Below are 17401 nucleotides of genomic sequence, written 5' to 3' on the forward strand. Positions count from 1 at the left end.
TGCCCGGACGCTTCGTGTCAGGTCGGGCCGTCCGAGGGCTCGATGTCCTGTCGGAGGTGCCCGGTGATCTCGTCGATCTTCGCTCCTGTCGTGGGCGCGAAATTCGAGTCGTCGAACCGTGGTCTGCCGTCGATGCGGAGATCGTAACGTCGGAGTTTGTCCCGCACCGGATCTTTCATCTCCGCGAAGACGAGTGTGATGTCGTGGGTACGGAGATAGTCGTCGAGTTCGACGAGTTCGTCGACCGCGGTGGCATCGATGTCGACGATGGGTTCGGCTGCGATGATCACGGTCTGCGGCTCCCGGCCCGCCGCCCTCGCATCGCGGACCTTGCCGCGCACGTAGTCGTCGAACATGCCACCGTTGGCGAAGAACAGGGGTGCGTCGAACCGGATGATGAGAACGCCGTCGATACGTTCGGCCTCGGGATGGCGTGTCACGTCGTGGTAGCCGCGTAGGCCCGGCACCCGGCCGAGCTCCGTGCGGTACGGGCGCCAGGCCAGGTTCACGAATGCGATGAACGAGAGGCCGATCGCCACCAGAATGCCCTGCAGGACACCGATGAGCGCGACGCCGAGGAACGCGGCGATGGACAGCGCCGCCTCGACCCAGTTGGCGCGGAACAGTGCCACGACGCCGGAGACGTCGATCAGCGAGATGGCTGCGGAGATGACGACCGCGGCCAGCGCCGCCGAGGGCAGGTAGGCGGTGACTCCCGGTGCCACGAAGATGAACACGACGATCAGGAGCGCCCCGACGACAGCGGCGAGTTGCGATTTGGCCCCGGCCTGTTCGGCCACCGGGGTCCGAGACGATGACGCGGAGATCGCGAATCCGCTGAGGAAACCGGTGGCGATGTTCGCGGTGCCGATGGCCGCCATCTCCTGGCTGCCGTTGACCTGCTCGCCGGCCCGAGCCGCGAACGTCCGCGACAGCACGCTGGTGTCGGCGAAGGCGATCAGCGCGATTCCGACGGCCGGGCCGATGAGACTGATGACGTCATCGAGCGTCACGCCCTCCAGTGACGGTGACGGGAATCCACGGGGCATGGCCCCGACGACGGGCAGTTCGGAGGACCATCCGGAGGCGGCCACCGCGACGATGGAGGCCACCACGGCGACGAGAACTCCTGGAATGGCCTTGCGCCAGAACTTGAGTGCGAAGATCAGGACCAGGCAGGAGATGCCGATGACCGACGGCAGCAGCTCGGCATCGCCGGACGCGACGCCCTTGACGATGTTGACTGCCTCCTGGAGGACCGAGTCGCCTTCGACGCTGAAGCCCAACAGTTTTGGCAACTGACTGAGGACGACGACCAGGGCGATCCCGTTGAGGTAACCGATGCGGATCGGTTTGGACAACAGGTCGGTGACGAAGCCGAGACGGAGCAACCCGCCGATCAGCAGGACCAGTCCGACCTCGATGGCGAGCACTCCGGCGAGCGCGATCCGCTCCGCGTCGAACGCCGCGAGCGGGATGATCGACGCCGCGATGATCGGGGCGAGGGACGAGTCGGGGCCGAGGACGAGAATGCGCGAAGGTCCGACGACGGCGTAGACCAGCAGCGGTATCACCGTCGCGTAGAGACCGGTGACCGGTGGTAGTCCGGCGACTTCGGCGTATCCCATACCGGCGGGAATAAGCAGCGCCGTCAGCACGATGCCGGCGACGATGTCGCCCTTCAACCACGATTTCTCATAGCCTCGAAGCACTCCCACGCCAGGCAGGAACCGTGAGACCGTGTCCGGTTGCATCAGGCGATTATGAGCCTTTCCGGCGCTCCCGGCTTGCTGTTTACCGGTCGATATCGTGCCGGGTCGGTCGGGTCAGAGCGTAACCGTCCGCAGTGGGGCGCGAAGGTCCGGTGTTCGAGGCGTTATCACCGGTGACAGCGCCAGCGCGACGGTGCCGGTGACCGTGAGGTGTGCGGGAACCTCGGCGTGCAGGGTGCGGCGATGCCGGGACAGGTCGACGACGGTGATGTCGACCATGGTGGCGCCCGCCAGATGTATCCCGGGGAACGCGAGATCGAGCAGCGCGGAGTGGAGCGGGAGAGCGGCGTCGACGTGGACGACGACGCGTCCGTGCGCGACGATCACAGAGGTGATCCGCGTGACCAGCGTCGGGAACCATACTGACGTCGGGCAGAGTGATTGGCAGATCGGCTCGCCGTCGGCGTCGAGGTAGAACGCGATCTTTCGATGCAGCGATTCGGTGCGCAGGGAGAGGTCGCCGGCGACGACATCGGTGCCGGCAGTGCGCAGCGGAGTTCCCCACGTTGCGGTCTCGAACGTTCTGGTCACGGTGACGCCTTTCAAGGAGGGCAGGATGTCGAACAAGGTCACCGGACCAGATCTACTCCGCAACGTGTTGCTACGGAACAGATTCTGGCGCTAAGAGTTCGTCAATTCGGTTGTCGCCCGCCGATCATCCCGAGCGCGATATCGCGGGCGGTGTCGAGCGCATCGGGTTCGACTCCCATCCCTGCGGCCACGAGCGCGCCTTCGTGCAGGATGAACAACTGTTGCGCCAGTGCGTTCGCATCGGGGGCACCGGCATCCGTTGCGATCGAGCGGAGAAGGTCTCGTAGTTCGTGCTTCTGCCCGACGATGATCGGATAGGCGGGATGAGCGGGATCGCTGATCTCGGCGTGCGCGTTGATCATCGCGCACCCTTTGTGTCCGCGGTCGGCCGACCAGTCCCGCGTCGCGTCGAAGACCGTCGCGAGTTGCGCGCTCGGCGTGGGATCAGCAGCGTCGAGGCGGGACCGGAGAAATTCCTGCCATTCAGCGTTGCGGGCGCGCAGATACTCGACGATCAATTGCTCCTTGGAGCCGAAGCGGTCGTAGAGCGTGCGCTTCGTGACGCCCGCGGCGGCCGCGATGGAGTCGACGCCTACCGCATGGATCCCGCGTTCGTAGAACAGTGTGGAGGCCGCGGCGAGGATGAGTCGGGCCTTGGGCGTCCAGTCCACGGTCTCGGGTGCGGTCTCGGCAGTCACATGACAAAGACTACACCGATCGGTAAGGTCGGCCCCATGCGAACTTCACTGATCGGTATACCCGCGCGATGGGTCACCTTCGCGATGTCGGCGGTGTTCGTCGTCTGCTGGTCGTCGGGCTTCATCGGCGCGAAGCTCGGAGCAGCCGAAGCTCCTGTCCTCACGGTCCTCATGTGGCGCTTCCTGGTGGTGGCGACCGCGCTCGGGGGTGTCGTGTACTTCCTATGGCGACGGCGAGGCCTGGCGCCGATGTCTCTGCGATGGTTCGGATCTCAGCTCGTGATCGGTGGTCTCTCGCAAGCGGGCTACACGGTCACGGTGTACTGGGCGATCGCACTCGGTGTCAGCACCGGGACCACGGCACTGATCGACGGCGTCCAACCGCTCGTCGTCGCGGCCCTGGCGGGTCCGTTGCTCGGGGCGGTCACCCACCGGCGCCAGTGGTGGGGGCTGCTCGTCGGTGCATCCGGCGTCGTTCTGGTCACCTGGTCGGATGCGGCGTCGTCTGCAGGTGCGCCCTGGTGGGCGTACCTCGTCCCATTGCTCGGAATGGCAGCACTCGTCGCGGCCACCTTCCTGGAACGACGCGTCGACGATTCGCCCTCACCCACGGTCGTCCTGGCGATCCACTGTGGCGTATCCGCGGTGATCTTCAGTGTCGCAGGCATTCTCGCGGGAGCGGCGGTGCCGCCGGCCGATGGGACCTTTTGGCTGGCGATCGCCTGGTTGACGATCCTGTCCACCCTCGGTGGTTATGGGTTGTACTGGGTGCTCCTACGCCGTTCGGGTGTCACGTCGGTGAACACACTGATGTTTCTCATGCCGCCCGTCACCGCGCTGTGGGGGACGGCGATGTACGGCGAACACTTCAGCTGGGCAACGGCTGTCGGGCTCGCGATGGCGTGCGGCGCCACCTGGGCGGTGAATCGTGCGACACCGCCGTCCGAGGCTCCTGATCGCCGAGAGGCGGACGCGTCCGCCGCGACTGCTGCTCCCTGATTCGAAGAAAGCGACCACGCCCGCTCCCTGATTCGAAGGAAGCGACCCACGCCTGCCCCTGATTCGAAGGAAGCGACCCACCCCTGCTCCCTGATTCGAAGGAAGCGACCCACGCCTGCCCCTGATTCGAAGGAAGCGACCCACCCCTGCTCCCTGAGGAGCGCCCGGAGCTTGCGGAGGGCGCGTCACGAAGGGTTGCCCGGCAATGGTCGAAGTCGTTGCGGCACTGTGATCCGCCTGCCGGACCATGGTGCCGCATCTCACTCCGCGGGTTCGTCCGTGCGGTCTCCGTCGGCGCGCCAGGTCACCGTGACCGGGACCTGGTCGTCCCACGGTTGCCGGGTGACGAGGTCGGCAACGCGCACGTATCCTCGTTCGAACTCACCGACCGCCGGGTCGACGAGGCGGTACGCCTGGGTCTGACGGTGAATCGGCTGCGCGTCGAGCAGCACGATCCGAACCTCTCCCGGTTCGAAATGGCAACGCCGTTGCAAGGATTCGATGAGTTGTTCGTTGGAGAGATGCCCGTCACCGAAGTTCCACCCCATCGCAGTGCTGCAGATGCGTTCGCCGTCGGTGAGTACGTACTGCTCTTCGGGCGTCGGTTGCATCGCCCGGTGCGCCAACGTGAACAGTGCCCGGCCGTGGCTGTTGAAGGAGCGGAACGCATATCCCATGTAGAGCGGGATCTGCGCCGCTTCGGGACTGCCGTAGAAGCGTTCGAGTTGTGCGGCAGGCATGGACGCGATGGCGACGATGCCCTTCTCGATCTTGGCCGACGCCGACGGCTTGATGCACCACAGGCCGGTGTCCCAGTTGCCGGCGTAGTACCGCATGCCCGGGAGGAACGAGACCTTGCGCGGCATCAGATTTCCGACGATGACGGTTCCCGCCGAGACCGCGAGGAGCAGTACCGGCCAGGGTGACTGGAGATCGTTGAGTCCGATGTCGGGGTGACCGACGAAGATCGCGACGATGCCGAACATCATGAAGACGTTCCATTCCAGCGGAACGCCCATCGGGATCGACGACAGGATGCCGAAGTGGAAGATCAGCATGATCGTCGCCGCGACTGCAGTCGCCCATCCGCCGTGCGAGAAGAACAGAACGATCGGGACTAGCCCCTCGACCGCGGTCGAGAAGTGGGCGATCCACCGTGAACGACGCCCCGGTCTCAGATCGTCGGGAAAGTTCTCGAAGAACTTCCGTTTGACCTTGGGGGACCGCCAGATCGGGTTGTTCGACATCATCGTCGCGATGACGAACGGGAAGTGTTTGTTCAGCTTCGACGTCGCCGCCCCGAGCCAGATGCACAGGAAGACCAGCTTGCTGGCGATGATCATGTCGACACCGCTGAACAGGAACGCCACCGCGAACGCCCCGTACACCTCGCCGCGTGCCGCGAGGAACACTGTCTTGTCGCGCAGCCCGACCGCTGCGAGCAACCCCACGACGGCCCAGATCTGCCAGCTGGGGAGGACGCCGACCGTCGTGTCCAGTTCGGGGATCGGGCCCGAACCCGGGCTGAACAACGTGATGACGAGTACGGCGAGCAACGCGGCGTAGAGGGCCACATCAACCGGACTGCGAGAGTCGCCCGCGGTCAACGGGATTCGCGGCCACGGCGGTTGCCGGATGGTCTTCGGCCGCAACCAGTAGAGAATGGAACCCAACGGCGGGAAGAACCGGTTGTTCAACGGACCGAACCCACATCCGAGGCCCACCACCTCGAACAACATCGTGTAGAGCACGATCTTCTGAAACACGATCGGCTCGTTGTACCAGGCCGAGACGTCGAAGAAGCCGTCGATACCGGGGGTGCTGATCACGACGACCCAGCCGACGAGGACGTAGGCCAGGATCTTGCCCACATAGAACAGGTGCAGCGCCACCGGCGTCCCGAACCCGACTTCGGCCCAATGTCGGGCCATCGGTCTGATCTTCTCCGCGCGCGTACCCCGACTCCACGTCGGGAAGTCGATGTCCGGAGTTGTCTGCTTCAGGAATCCCATCGACGGAGAACCTAGCAAACCAAGTGCTTGCTTGGTGCCGCTTCGGGATCGCGCTCATCGACCGGCGTGCCCGCGAGGAATGGGTCGTCGGTCGGCAAGTGAAGAGAGACCGCGCTGACTCGGCCTGCCACGCGGCCGGCACCACGTCGGCGTCGACCCTCCGCGCGGTCTGTTGACCTGCACAGCTATGGACCACCGTCGCCGTGAACCGTGGTGTACTGGATGAATGATGTACGTCCTGATCGCCGTCTTCGTGGTGGTCATGGCGGCGGCCCTCGTCGTGCTGTTGGGCATGGCGATCGGCGCGTTCTCGGCGATGTTCACGGGCATGCGTGACGACCTCCGCGCGCGGAGGTCCGACGCACGGTCGCAATCGGACAACCCGATGGCGTCGCGCGCACCTGCGGCATCCTCGGCAGACCCCCTGGGCGACCTCGCCGACACGCTTCGACTGGCCCAGGCCCGACGCTGGGAGTCGTGTCAGACGATTCGGGAGCGACTGAACGGCGATTCCCCGACGACGCAGAGCGATGCCGGCGGGTTCATCGTCCTCGCGCTGGACATCTGGCGCGGCCTGCCGGTCGAGGCAGGAGACGCCGGACCCGACGATGCGGCAGGCCGGGTTCGCCGTCACGAACCTGACGCGGGCGAACTCGACCACTTCTCATCCGACCCGGTCGGCCAGATCGCGTGGACGACCGCGGCGGTCGCCGATCGCATCAGTGACCTCCCCGCGTGGCGACTCGACTTCTTCGATCGTCACTCCGTGCGCGTTGACCTGGGTGGTGAGGTCACCGCCATCGCGAACGCGGCCGTCGGCCTCCGCGACCAGTTCGTCCTACTCGGCGACGCGCCGTCGGGGCACCTGGCCGCTGACCCGGACGTGATCTCCACCTTTGCCGAGAAGTCGGTCCTGCTGTCGGGCCGGCTCGATGAACTCGTGCGGCGCCTGGAGGCCTTCGCCGGTTACGAGCAGATCGTCGCGCAGATACAGCACCGCCAGGAGAAGCAGGCGTGGCTCGACCGTGTCGGCGGGATCGACGATTTCGAGCACGTCGTCGCCACCGAGTGGGATCGGGCGGAGGCCGACCGGGTGCGGCACATGGCCGACGAATCGGACGTGCTGGCCTCGATCTACCTCGATGAGATTGCGCCGCTGGCGAAGTCGTTGAAACGGCGGTGATCTAGAGGAGTGTTCACCGCGGGGCGGTGAACACCCGGAACCGCACCTCGGCGCGAACGTCGAAGCCGAGTTGTTCGTACAGTCGGATGGCGACGGTGTTCCCGGCATCCGCGTGCAGGATCGGGACGTCACCACGATCCCGAATGCCCTGTGCAAGAGCGAGTACGAGGCGCGACGCGAGTCCACGTCCACGATGATCGGGGTCGGTGCAGACGGCGCTGATCTCGGTGTGGCCGGGGATTCTGAGTCGTTCACCGCCCATCGCGATGAGCCGACCGGCGCGTCGGATGCCGATGTAGGTGCCCATCTCGATGGTTCGGGGACGGAACGGACCGGGCCTGGTGCGTCGGACCAGATCTGTCATCTCCGGCACATCCGCTGTCGTCAGCGTCACGGCTTCGTCGTCTGGTCGCGTGACCACGCCGGTATCGATCATCTGGACGCCGGGCCGGTCCATCGTGGTCTCCCAGCCGGAGGGCGGACGGTCGGCGATGACGGGCAGGAACAGGGAACCGCCCGGACCGACGAGTTCGGCAGCGTCGGACCAGTCCTGCGCGGTCGGGTCATCCGGGAGAGCGGCCATCGGGCAGACGTCGGGGTCGTACCGTAGGGCCGCGCCGTGGCGTTCCGCGAAGTGCGCGTGCGGCCCGGTGAGGGCTGCGAGAGCCGGGTGGTCGAGTAGCGCGTGACCTGCGCTGTGTTCGGATGCTGATTCTTCGGTGATGCGGTCGGTCACACGGCGACGATACGCCTGGACCGTGGGGCGGTGATCGGGGACGCGTACGTTCGAGAGCCTGTGGACGGACCCGGATGGTGGCCGCCCGGCGCTGTTACTGTCCGCCGTGTGAATTCGCCCCAACCGCCGGGATTTCCTCACCACCCGAATCCCGACCCGCGGCAACACCCGACTGCCGGCCATCCGGGCCAGGCCCCCTATGTCGGTGGCCCGTTCAACACCGGCACGCAAGGTCCTCGGCCGAATCTCGGATCTCCCTGGCCCACACAGCATCCTGGCCCGTTTCCAGGTCCCGGCGGGCCTATGAACCGCACTCCGCCACCGAAGAAGCAGCGGAGTGGCTGCATGGTCGCGCTGTTGATCGGTGGAGGGATCGTCCTCGGTGTAATCATTCTCGCCGCGGGGCTCATGACGGCGTTCCGCGACGGGCAGAGCGGCACCGACAGGGAGCGAATGTTCGCGGTGGGGGACTGCGTGGTGTGGAATGCGGCGGGCACGGTGGTGGACCGCGTGTCGTGCTCCTCCCCGCGTGCTGTGAACAGGGTCTACGAGGTGGTCGAGCTGACGGAGTTGGCTCGATGCGTCGAGGTAGACGGGGTCGAGCGCACGGTGACGCTGACGTCGCCGCACCGCGCAGCCCTGTGCGTCGGACCGAAGGACCTCGATCCAACGACGTCCATCAACAATGTGCAACGGGGCGAGTGCATCTCGTCAGAGATGCCACCCCAGCGGCCGCACCGTGTGGCGTGCACTGAACAAGGGGCGAGGAAGGTCGACGCGCGTGTCGACGATCCGCTGCCACAGAACCACCCCGACGCGAAACAGGATTGCATCAACGCCGGAGCCGCTGACTCGACGCTGATGTTCTACTACGGGGCCGAGGGCGTGGTGGACGGGAAGCGCGAAGCGCATTACCGGTTGCTTTGTCTTTCGGATGCGCGCGGTTGATCATCGTGTCGTACCCCATTCGGGTGAGGTGCCATACAGGGTCAGGGGGCTCTTTGATGCGTGGTCGTTTCGTGAGTGTGCTGTTGGTGGCGGGTGCGCTTGTTTCCGGGTGTTCGGCGGTCAATCAGGCGACGTTCGGTCCGGCCGAGGAGGTGTCGGCTGAGCGGATTGCGGAGTTGAATGGGCAGCTTCGTGAGTTGCCGAGTCTGGAGGCGACGCTTGAGGAGTACCGGGCGGTGCGGGCCTCGCTGGTCGAGCAGATCGAGGCGATCGCGCCGGGGGTTCGGTTCGAGTCGACGATGGAACCTGGGGATCACTATCCCGACGACCGTGAATCTTGTTCCGGGGAGTGGTTGGACACCGATGGGATGAGCGTGTACCTCGATGCGCAGGTATCGGATGTGCCTCTCAGCGAGGAGGCGTGGCCGAAAGCCGCGGCGGTGGTCCGTACGGCAGCAAGAGAACTCGGAATTGAGTACGAGTCGTCGTTCAAGAACACTCCGGGTAATCGCGAGATTCGCTTCACGAACTCCGAGAACGGTTCGATAAAGCTCATGTCTTTCAAAGCGGGGGTGCTCTCCATTCGGACGCCGTGCCGGCTCCCCGACGGTCCAGCGGTGCCGACGCCACCCAGCGTGGCGACGGGTGCGACACCGTCGTTTGGTGGCTGAGCCGGTGGAGTGAGCTGTCGCCGACGTTCAGGTCGGGAGTCGGACAATCCGCAGGTCGGCGGTTTGACCGTCCCCCGCGTCGACAGTCGAGACCCCAGAGGGCCCTCGATCGAATCGAGGCTCAGAGATCCAGGAGTCGCGGGGAAGCGGTCGACTCGGTGATCCGCTGTCCGGACCCGGTATCGGTTCGTTCGTAGTGCGCGGCAGCCGCGCGAGTTGCTTGCTCGATGTCCGCTAGCTTGTGGGACAAATTCTTGGTGAAGCGTTCGGAACGGTCCATGAACTCGTCGAAACCGTGAGAGGCATGCGTCGCCCAGCCGCTGCGGCAACCAGCCAACGCAGTGTCGCTGCTTTGCAGTTGCGTGTTGGCCGTGTCGCCGGTGGCCGAGATCGTCCGAGCCGTCGACCACAGAGCCTCCGGGTCGACCTCCACCCTGTGAGCAGCCATCCGACACCCCCGTCGCCAGCAGGTACATTCTCTGAGTGCGGTGAACTCTACCCGAGTCTGCTGCGTGTGAACGAGGTCGGCGGGTGGCGGTTGGTCCCCGCTGTGCAGGGTCAGGGGGCTCTTTGATGCGTGGACGTTTCGTGAGTGTGCTGTTGGTGGCGGGTGCGCTTGTGTCCGGGTGTTCGGCGGTCAATCAGGCGACGTTCGGTCCGGCCGAGGAGGTGTCGGCTGAGCGTATTGCGGAGTTGAATGGGCAGCTTCGTGAGTTGCCGAGTCTGGAAGCGACGCTTGAGGAGTACCGGGCGGTGCGGGCCTCGCTGGTCGAGCAGATCGAGGCGATCGCGCCGGGGGTTCGGTTCGAGTCGACGATGGAACCTGGGGATCACTACCCGGACCACCGTCGGCCGTGTTCCGGAGAGTGGTTGGACACCGATGGGATGACCGTCCAACTGGATGCGCGAGTCTCGGATGTGCCTATCAGCGAGCAGGCGTGGCCCCAGGCGGCTACTTTGGTACGTACCGCCGCCAGGGATCGTGGGATCACCCACGAGTCGTCGTTCAAGAACGAGCCGGGCAATAGGGAAATTCGCTTCACGAATTCAGAGAACGGTTCGATGAAGCTCATGTCCTTCAAAGCCGGAGTGCTCTCCATCCGGACACCGTGCCGGCGCCCCGAAGGCCCGGCGATGCCTACTCCACCCAGTTTGCAGACGGGCATGTCTCCAGCAGGTGAGGGCTGAAAACGATGGATCTGGCCACCATTGATGCGTGGAACACCGGCGCGCTGGACACGATGGCCGACTCGCTCAGTAAGCGGGTGACGACTGTTTCAGAGGTGGACGAAGCACTCCGAACAGCGAGCCGGCTCCCGGGCTGGTACAGCGAGGGAGCAGACTCCGCTCGCCAGCTCTACACTCTCACCGCAGACGACCTCCGCGACGAGGCCGCCGTCTTGGGCGCGGCGAGACAACTTGCGGTCGAGACGTCTGCGGCGGTCAATCACCTGAAAGTTCGGTTGGCCGGCCTTCGCGCGCAAGCCGCGGGTGCGTCGATGACCATCCACAATGACGGGTCCGTCACCGCAGTGCCGACGCCCGATCGGGAGGACGACGAGGCCCGTGAGGGATTGCGCAAGTCCCTGGAGACAGCCGCGAAAGCCCTGATCACCCAGGCTGCCGACGTCGACGGTGACGCCGCCCGGGTGTTCGATGCGATCCGTGACGGCAAGATCACGTCGGATGGAGCCGCCACCGTCGACGATGCGATGAAGGCCGGCGCCGACCAGGGCGGATTGACCGCCCTCGAACCGCCCAAGGACAAGACCCCGTACGAGGTGAAGGCCTACTGGGACGCGCTGTCTCCCGAGCAGCAAGCGGAACTGCTGCGCGATCGTCCCGAGCTACTGGGCAACGTCGACGGCATCCCCTCCGCTGTCCGGCACGAGGCGAATGTGGCCCAACTCAACCCGGTGTTGAAGCAACTCGAGGATCGTCGCGATCAGCTGAAGGAGCAGATCAAGTTGTGGGGTCTGTTCAGCAATGAGGATGCGGAACTCGAGCAGGTCGAGAAAAAGATCGATGACGTTAAGAAGTTGCAAGAGCTGATCGGAACAGACGAGTGGAGCCCGGACAATCCGCTCGGTCGAATGTTGCTTGTCATGGACATGTTCTCGGCCGAACAGGGCAAGGCGGCGGTTGCACTGGGGAATCCCGACGACGCAGACCGCGTCTCGGTGACAACTCCGGGCTTGGACACCAACATTCGTAACAGTTTCGGCTCGATGCTCGGCGAGTCCGCTGCGCTTCGAGATGAGACCCTGGACGAGCTACGAAATGCCGGCCGCGGCAACGAGAAGGTCTCGACGATCTCCTGGCTCGATTTTGAGCCACCAGACAAAGACAGCAGCCGACCTTTCGGCGTCCCGTGGCTGGAAGTCGCGCAACAAGACAGGGCGAGTGACGGGGCGACCGATCTCGCCAACTTCTACCGGGCGATCGACGCCACGTCGACCAAAGACGACCCGCATATCGTGGCGTTGGGGCATTCCTACGGGTCTCTAACCCAGGGACTGGCACTGCAGGATTCCGGTGGCCATCCGGTTGACGAGGCGGTCTTCTATGGATCACCCGGATTCGAGGCCAACGACGAACCCGAACTCGGTCTGAAAGACGGCAACGGATACGTGATGATGGGCACGAGTGATTTCATCGAGAGTTTCGGAGGTGTTGGCCCGAACGGCCCGGCCCCGACAGACACGAAGCTCGAACAACTCGACGTGCGTAGCAGGACCACCGCCGACGGCGTCGAACGCGAAGGTGCGTACATCCACTCCGACTATCCCCGGAACGGACAGAACGGTGAATTGCGGGTCTCCGGTTACCTGATGGCTCGAATCCTGGCCGGCTTGTCCCCGGAATGAGCGAAACCTAAGAAAGACTCACAGGCCACTGTTGCAGATCTCCGGTCGACGCCAGTTGATGTCGGTGCGGGCGAACGTAGTGATGTTGTTGCGGCCGAGCCAGATCGGTGTGCTGTCCGGCTGCGTGGCGTAGAGGCCGTGACGTGCTGCGACGACGCGGTCGTACTGGCTCGGCCAGTTGATGTCGGCGCCGATCTCGTCGAGCGTCGAACGTCCTCGGTCGAGGGCGCGCTGCACGTGAAGCGGAGCCGGCAAACGGTCGGACTTGTTGATGTTGCAACTCCGACAGGCGGTCACGAGATTGGCCAATCCGTCGATGCCTACGCGCGACCACGGCAAGACGTGGTCGATGTGCCGGATGCGCGTTGTCGTTGTCCCGCAGTAAAAGCACAACGGACCGAACTCGTCGACCAAAGCGTCACCGGCTCTCTGTAGGGACACTCGGTCGGCACCGAAGAGATGACCGGCGAGATCCGGGCCGTCGTCGAGAATGGTCTTGTTCATGCGACGGACGTCGTCGATCCAGGCGAGTTGGAAAGCAGGCTTCAATAGCGGCGCGAGACGTGCGAGGGTGAGGCAGACCCCGGGGAACAGGGTGAGCCTGTTGCCGTGATTGGCGACCGCCTTCCCCGAGTCGGTACCCATCCACGAGTCGTCATAGAGAAAACGCTCGTTGTCGTCGTCAGATGTGAGATTCTGCAACAGTTTCAGCGGGTACCGGATGAGGGTGCGCTTCACATTGGCGTGGGCGATCAGGTAGGCGCTCGAGTCCCGTGTCGCGAAGAGATCGGCAGCGCGCTCACGATGAGTAATTGTCTGGGACCGCAGATTGGCGACGGCGTCGAAGATGACCCCTCGGCCATCGTTGGATTGCCGCAACCGGGTGCCGTCTAGGGGACGCATCTGACGCCAGTACAGCGCGATGACGCGGCCGGTGAGTTCGTCGAGATCGATGTCCACACTCGCGTCTGGGCTCTCGGGAACCGATTCGACTGCGAGGTCGAGTAGCGTCACCAACACGGCGAGCTTGTAGGTGGCTGTGCGCCTTCCGCTCTCGAGGACTGCTACGAGCTTGTGGCCGAGAACCAGGGGATCAGCGGGAGCGGGCACAAGACGAGTCTACGACCCCGCCAACTCTCGAAGGTGCGCGACGACCTGCTCCCAATTCTCGAAATCCGGCTGACCGAAGTGGATGTGAGTTCCCTCGAATCGATCCACGCCACGTGCGGTCCGGTCGTCGACGATGAAGTCGCCTCGGTTGAGGTTCTTGTGGTGCGAGAGGATCAGCCGCTTGTGGGCGGGTGAGCTCTCGTCGCGTCCGAGGTGCATCTTCACCCACAGCAGCTTCTCGGTCCAGGCGAGGGGGTTGTCCCAGGGCGCGGTGGACAGGATGTAGGTGTCGAAGATTTTCGACAGATCATGGAACGCCTCGACAGCGCCGGGCATCGGGTCCATCAGAGAGAAGATGCCGGAGACATCGTCGAGGTCGCCTTCGAACCTCCGGCGCTCGACCTCGCTGAGTTTGTCGATGCCGGACTGGAAGTCGACGAGCGTGTTGTCCATGTCGATGTAAAGGACCTTTTTGGTGCCACCCACGGGAACATCAGTCATGATGTGCGACTCCTTCTGCGCTGATTCAGTCGTGATAGTGGCTCATTCTTCCGGGCCACAGTCGGCGGCGGCCCGCTGTCGGGAGGGGGCCTCGTTCACCTGATACTCACAGAATAGGACGGGGGTACGACACTCCGACCGCTGCGCACCGGCACGGCACAAGGCTGGGCGAGCGCACGTTGTCATGCACTCGCCCAGCCTCTTTCGGATCTCGACCAAACGGTCGCCGAGTCCGAGAACTTCGGAAGCTCAGTTCAGGACGATCTCCACCGGGACCGCGTTGCCCAGGGTGTGCCCGACCGGGGAGCTGGCTTGGACCTTCGCGTGCAGCTCGTCGAGCTTCTCGCGCGGGGCGTCGGAGTCGATGGTGACTCTCGCAGTGATGGAAGTGAACCCTGCATGTCCCTCCGCCAGTCCGAGGAAGACGTGGAGGTCGAGGTCGCCCTTCAGATCGACTCGCAGGTCCTTGAGTTCGATGCCCGCTGTCGTGGCGTTCGCGGCGTAGCCGACGGCCAGGCAGTTACCCAAGGCGCCGAGGAGTTGCTCGACCGGGTTGGGTGCCGTGTCGCCGCCGCCGAGAGCGGCGGGCTCGTCCGACGCCACGGGCGAGAAGGTGCGCACCTTGGCCTCTGACGCAAATGCGCCATTCCACTGGACGTGTGCGGCCCACGTCGTCTGTGCCTTGGTGGCGTCGCCCTGGATCGCTTCGACCAGTTGGCCGACGGCGGCGATGTCCACGTCGTTGAGGCGGGTGGCGGTCTCGGTCATGGTGCTCCTTCGACGGTCCGGTTGCCGACGAAGCTATCGGGCACCGCGGAATACGACGACGGTCTGCATCACGGTGAGCGGAACACTTGGATGTCGCCGTGATGAGGAGCATGCTGCGCGGTCGGTGGGGTCAGTTCCACGGCCGACTGGGTATACGTTCAGTTGCCGTGGATCTCACGACATCGCTCGACACTGTTCGTCTCGAGACACTCGGTCCACTCCCGCTGCCCATCGGCCCACGGATGACTGGGTTCCTGGCCGGTGTCGAGTTGCCACTGATAGTTGTCACAGACGATCGAGTTCCCGTTCACGTCTATCGCCGTGCGTCCGATGTCCGCGCCGATACAACGGTCTCCTACGGACGGCCCGACGGGCGTCGTCGGCAGGCCCGGGTTCGGCGCGACCCCCGGAGAGCGAGACCAGACCGCGCCGTCGGTGCCTGCCAGTCGCGAGCAATAGGCCGCGACGCCATCCGAAAACTGCGCGGTTGCCCCGCGCGGACCGCACTCCGCGCCCTCGGCGACAACGGGAAGTACGGGGGTGGGCGCTATTGGTGCGACTGTCGTCGACACGGGGGAGGGAGCCGGCGATGGCGCCGGCGCGACGCTGACACTGGAGTAAGCCGCTGACGTGGCAACGCTGCGTGCGCTGGATTCGACTGTCGCAGATCGATCGGTGGCGCACCCAGCCATGGTGAGGAGGGCCAGTCCGGTCACCGCGATGAGGCGAAAATAGTGCGCGGCGTTGGTCAACACGGGTTGGGTTCACCGATCTTGACTGCGGATAGGACCGCGTCGCCTTCGGAGAAAGATGCGCCGGGGCTGGGTGTTTGGCCGACGACGATCCAGTTGCTGTCGACCATCTGTGACCTGCCGCGACCGGTGGCGTCCTCACTTCGCGAGAAGAAGACTCCGGCGGCTTGGATCGCGTTCTGCGCATCTTGCAGGTTCATACACACGACGTTCGGCATGATCGATGCCTCATCGACAGCCGGCGGAGGAAGCGCAGTAGTTCGCTGCGGAGTAGGCGAAGGTTGGGGCGGGGTCGGCACCTCGGTCGTTGTCGACGGCGCTTCCTCGATGGCTGACCGGGTGGTCGTAGGAGGCTCCGTCTCCTGTTCCGCGGTACCGCACGCCGCGCTGGCCGCGAGTGTCGCAACGAGGGCAACAACCAGAGAAAAGTGACGAGCGCGCATGAATCCTCGATTCCGTAAAGCTCACGAACTGCGAAACCGAACCGTAGGACGACGAAGGATGACTGCGCTGGCGGTCAGTGCGATTTGGTTTGTTCAGAGGAATGGGCTCGCCGCCTGGGGCACACGTGTCGACGGCGGAGAAGGCCAACCTGACGCATTTCGGTTACGTGCGACGTGCAGATCGGCGTTGTGGTCACCATACCGCCAGACTTCAACTCGACCGGCAGACCTCGATCGAAGTCTGCCGGTCGAGTTGATGTCTATGGGTTGGGGCAGGCGCGCGATCGCTGCGTTGCTGGTGGCGCGGGTGGGACGAACACGCTAGGTTGTTCAGCATGCTGAACAACTTCGGGTCGTCGACCGTGCTCCGCCGTCGGCCAAGACTTGAGGGGCGAGTGTGACACCTGCGGAACAGGTCTCGATACCGCTGGCGCTGTTCGATTTCGTGCCGGTGATCTTCGGCGCACTCGGTGCATTCATCGTCGCGCGTCGAACCGGCTGGATACCCGCGTATGTCGGCGCCGCCTTGATCCTCGCCGGCGGTCTCTCGAAAGCAACGTGGAAGCTCCTGGCTGCCTCGGGCATGGCAGACATCCCGCGGCTGGCGGATTCGTTGTTTCCACTCATGGGATGCGGCTTCCTGCTGCTGGCGGTAGCCGCCTGGGAAGTCCGCAGCGTGCCGATCGCTGTCCTTCTCGTAGGTCTGGCGGGAGTCGGTGTGGTGGCGCCGGCCATCGCGCCCTGGTACCTGATCGCTGTGATCCTGGGATCGACAGCGCTCTACGGGGCCCTCGCGCGCGACGCGTGGAGGGTCCGTGACGTCAGGACGGTGACGTTGCTCGCCGTGTGTTTGGCAGCGGCCTACACGCTCGGACCGCTGGCGGGTCGAGAGCAAACGCTGTCGCTGCAATGGATCGAGCAGTCGATCAACGCGGTCGGCCAAGCGGCCTTCGCTCTTGCCGCCTGGCGCCTCATGCGCACGAAGCGGTCGACCGGGACAAGGCCGACCGATAACTCACCTCTGGCCTCCGCCGGTTCTTGACGACGCGGGGACTCATCAAGCAGTGGGATTCGCGACAGGGGCCGTCACGCCGATTCCGTCAGCGCTGATATGGGCTGCCTACCAAGAGAGTTCGATCTCGAGCTCGGATTCATCCTCGCCCCGCTCGATCTCGATCTTCAACTGAACCTTGGCCGGGATGTCCACGCGCACGGTCTTGTTGTTCTCCACGAAGGACACTTCGTTGTGACGCGCGATGGCGTCCGCGAGCTCGTGAATTCTCTTCGCCGCCTCTTCGCGGGTCAGTTCGGTCTTGGTCTTGTGCTCGAAGAGTTCGTCGCTCATCAGTCCATCTGAGCCGACCGGGTATGTCTGGTCAAGCGGCATACGTGCCAGGAATGCTGACTCGC

Annotated in this window: 18 protein-coding genes; 7 read left to right on the forward strand and 11 right to left on the reverse strand. The window is 64.6% G+C overall.

The features are described from left to right. Nucleotides 1-17: 17 nt before the first annotated feature. The 3 genes from ACFW3F_RS06765 to ACFW3F_RS06775 all read right to left on the reverse strand — a co-directional run bounded on the left by ACFW3F_RS06765 (nt 18) and on the right by ACFW3F_RS06775 (nt 3001). The gene (locus ACFW3F_RS06765) at nt 18-1754 is read right to left on the reverse strand and encodes a SulP family inorganic anion transporter (protein ID WP_388055566.1); all 1737 of its coding nucleotides are present in this window, start codon (nt 1752-1754) and stop codon (nt 18-20) included. A gap of 72 nt (nt 1755-1826) precedes the next feature. After that, nucleotides 1827-2303, reverse strand: coding sequence for a hypothetical protein (locus ACFW3F_RS06770; RefSeq protein WP_388055568.1), 477 nt, complete (start codon nt 2301-2303; stop codon nt 1827-1829). Between the two features lie 101 nt (nt 2304-2404). Then, nucleotides 2405-3001, reverse strand: a complete 597-nt coding sequence (locus tag ACFW3F_RS06775) for a TetR/AcrR family transcriptional regulator (RefSeq protein WP_388055570.1) — start codon at nt 2999-3001, stop codon at nt 2405-2407. Nucleotides 3002-3037: 36 nt separating this feature from the next. Between ACFW3F_RS06775 and ACFW3F_RS06780 the strand changes: the two genes are divergently transcribed. Beyond that, nucleotides 3038-4000, forward strand: coding sequence for a DMT family transporter (locus tag ACFW3F_RS06780; RefSeq protein ID WP_388055572.1), 963 nt, complete (start codon nt 3038-3040; stop codon nt 3998-4000). 260 nt (nt 4001-4260) lie between these two features. Here ACFW3F_RS06780 and ACFW3F_RS06785 read toward each other — a convergent pair whose 3' ends face one another. Further along, complete coding sequence (locus ACFW3F_RS06785; RefSeq protein ID WP_388055574.1) at nt 4261-6012, reverse strand: DUF3556 domain-containing protein; 1752 nt, start codon at nt 6010-6012, stop codon at nt 4261-4263. 226 nt (nt 6013-6238) lie between these two features. On the opposite strand from ACFW3F_RS06785, the gene ACFW3F_RS06790 reads away from it, so the two are divergent. Continuing rightward, nucleotides 6239-7195, forward strand: a complete 957-nt coding sequence (locus ACFW3F_RS06790) for a hypothetical protein (RefSeq protein ID WP_388055576.1) — start codon at nt 6239-6241, stop codon at nt 7193-7195. Between the two features lie 13 nt (nt 7196-7208). On the opposite strand, the gene ACFW3F_RS06795 is transcribed toward ACFW3F_RS06790, so the two are convergent. Next, nucleotides 7209-7931 (reverse strand): GNAT family N-acetyltransferase, encoded by a 723-nt coding sequence (locus ACFW3F_RS06795; protein WP_388055578.1) that lies wholly within the window; start codon nt 7929-7931, stop codon nt 7209-7211. A 345-nt stretch (nt 7932-8276) separates the two neighbouring features. Between ACFW3F_RS06795 and ACFW3F_RS06800 the strand changes: the two genes are divergently transcribed. Next, nucleotides 8277-8879 (forward strand): hypothetical protein, encoded by a 603-nt coding sequence (locus ACFW3F_RS06800; protein WP_388055580.1) that lies wholly within the window; start codon nt 8277-8279, stop codon nt 8877-8879. Between the two features lie 77 nt (nt 8880-8956). Continuing rightward, complete coding sequence (locus ACFW3F_RS06805; RefSeq protein ID WP_388055581.1) at nt 8957-9550, forward strand: LppA family lipoprotein; 594 nt, start codon at nt 8957-8959, stop codon at nt 9548-9550. A 121-nt stretch (nt 9551-9671) separates the two neighbouring features. Here the strand turns inward: ACFW3F_RS06805 and ACFW3F_RS06810 are convergent, their stop codons facing one another. Then, a complete protein-coding gene (locus ACFW3F_RS06810) occupies nt 9672-9998 on the reverse strand; it encodes a WXG100 family type VII secretion target (RefSeq protein ID WP_388055583.1) in 327 nt (108 codons plus the stop codon). A 140-nt stretch (nt 9999-10138) separates the two neighbouring features. Here ACFW3F_RS06810 and ACFW3F_RS06815 point away from each other — a divergent pair, with 140 nt between their 5' ends. Further along, nucleotides 10139-10738 carry an LppA family lipoprotein gene (locus ACFW3F_RS06815; protein WP_388055585.1) on the forward strand — a complete coding sequence of 200 codons (600 nt, stop codon included), beginning with the start codon at nt 10139-10141 and terminating at the stop codon, nt 10736-10738. A gap of 5 nt (nt 10739-10743) precedes the next feature. Next, a complete protein-coding gene (locus tag ACFW3F_RS06820) occupies nt 10744-12417 on the forward strand; it encodes an alpha/beta hydrolase (RefSeq protein ID WP_388055587.1) in 1674 nt (557 codons plus the stop codon). Nucleotides 12418-12435: 18 nt separating this feature from the next. Here the strand turns inward: ACFW3F_RS06820 and ACFW3F_RS06825 are convergent, their stop codons facing one another. From ACFW3F_RS06825 to ACFW3F_RS06840, 4 genes are all read right to left on the reverse strand, one after another. Further along, on the reverse strand, nt 12436-13527 hold the full coding sequence (locus tag ACFW3F_RS06825) for an HNH endonuclease (protein WP_388055589.1): 1092 nt from the start codon (nt 13525-13527) through the stop codon (nt 12436-12438). A 9-nt stretch (nt 13528-13536) separates the two neighbouring features. Continuing rightward, nucleotides 13537-14028: a hypothetical protein gene (locus tag ACFW3F_RS06830; protein ID WP_388055591.1), complete on the reverse strand. Its 492-nt coding sequence runs from the start codon at nt 14026-14028 to the stop codon at nt 13537-13539. Between the two features lie 249 nt (nt 14029-14277). Further along, on the reverse strand, nt 14278-14796 hold the full coding sequence (locus ACFW3F_RS06835) for an OsmC family protein (RefSeq protein WP_388055593.1): 519 nt from the start codon (nt 14794-14796) through the stop codon (nt 14278-14280). Between the two features lie 748 nt (nt 14797-15544). Continuing rightward, on the reverse strand, nt 15545-15766 hold the full coding sequence (locus ACFW3F_RS06840) for a PASTA domain-containing protein (protein ID WP_388055595.1): 222 nt from the start codon (nt 15764-15766) through the stop codon (nt 15545-15547). Nucleotides 15767-16388: 622 nt separating this feature from the next. Between ACFW3F_RS06840 and ACFW3F_RS06845 the strand changes: the two genes are divergently transcribed. Beyond that, nucleotides 16389-17033, forward strand: a complete 645-nt coding sequence (locus ACFW3F_RS06845) for a hypothetical protein (protein ID WP_388055597.1) — start codon at nt 16389-16391, stop codon at nt 17031-17033. A 78-nt stretch (nt 17034-17111) separates the two neighbouring features. On the opposite strand, the gene ACFW3F_RS06850 is transcribed toward ACFW3F_RS06845, so the two are convergent. Further along, entirely contained in the window at nt 17112-17336 is a 225-nt protein-coding gene (locus ACFW3F_RS06850) for an amphi-Trp domain-containing protein (protein ID WP_388055599.1), read from the reverse strand. Nucleotides 17337-17401: the final 65 nt, after the last annotated feature.

Source organism: Gordonia sp. NPDC058843 (genome assembly GCF_042743165.1).
Classification (GTDB): Bacteria; Actinomycetota; Actinomycetes; order Mycobacteriales; family Mycobacteriaceae; genus Gordonia.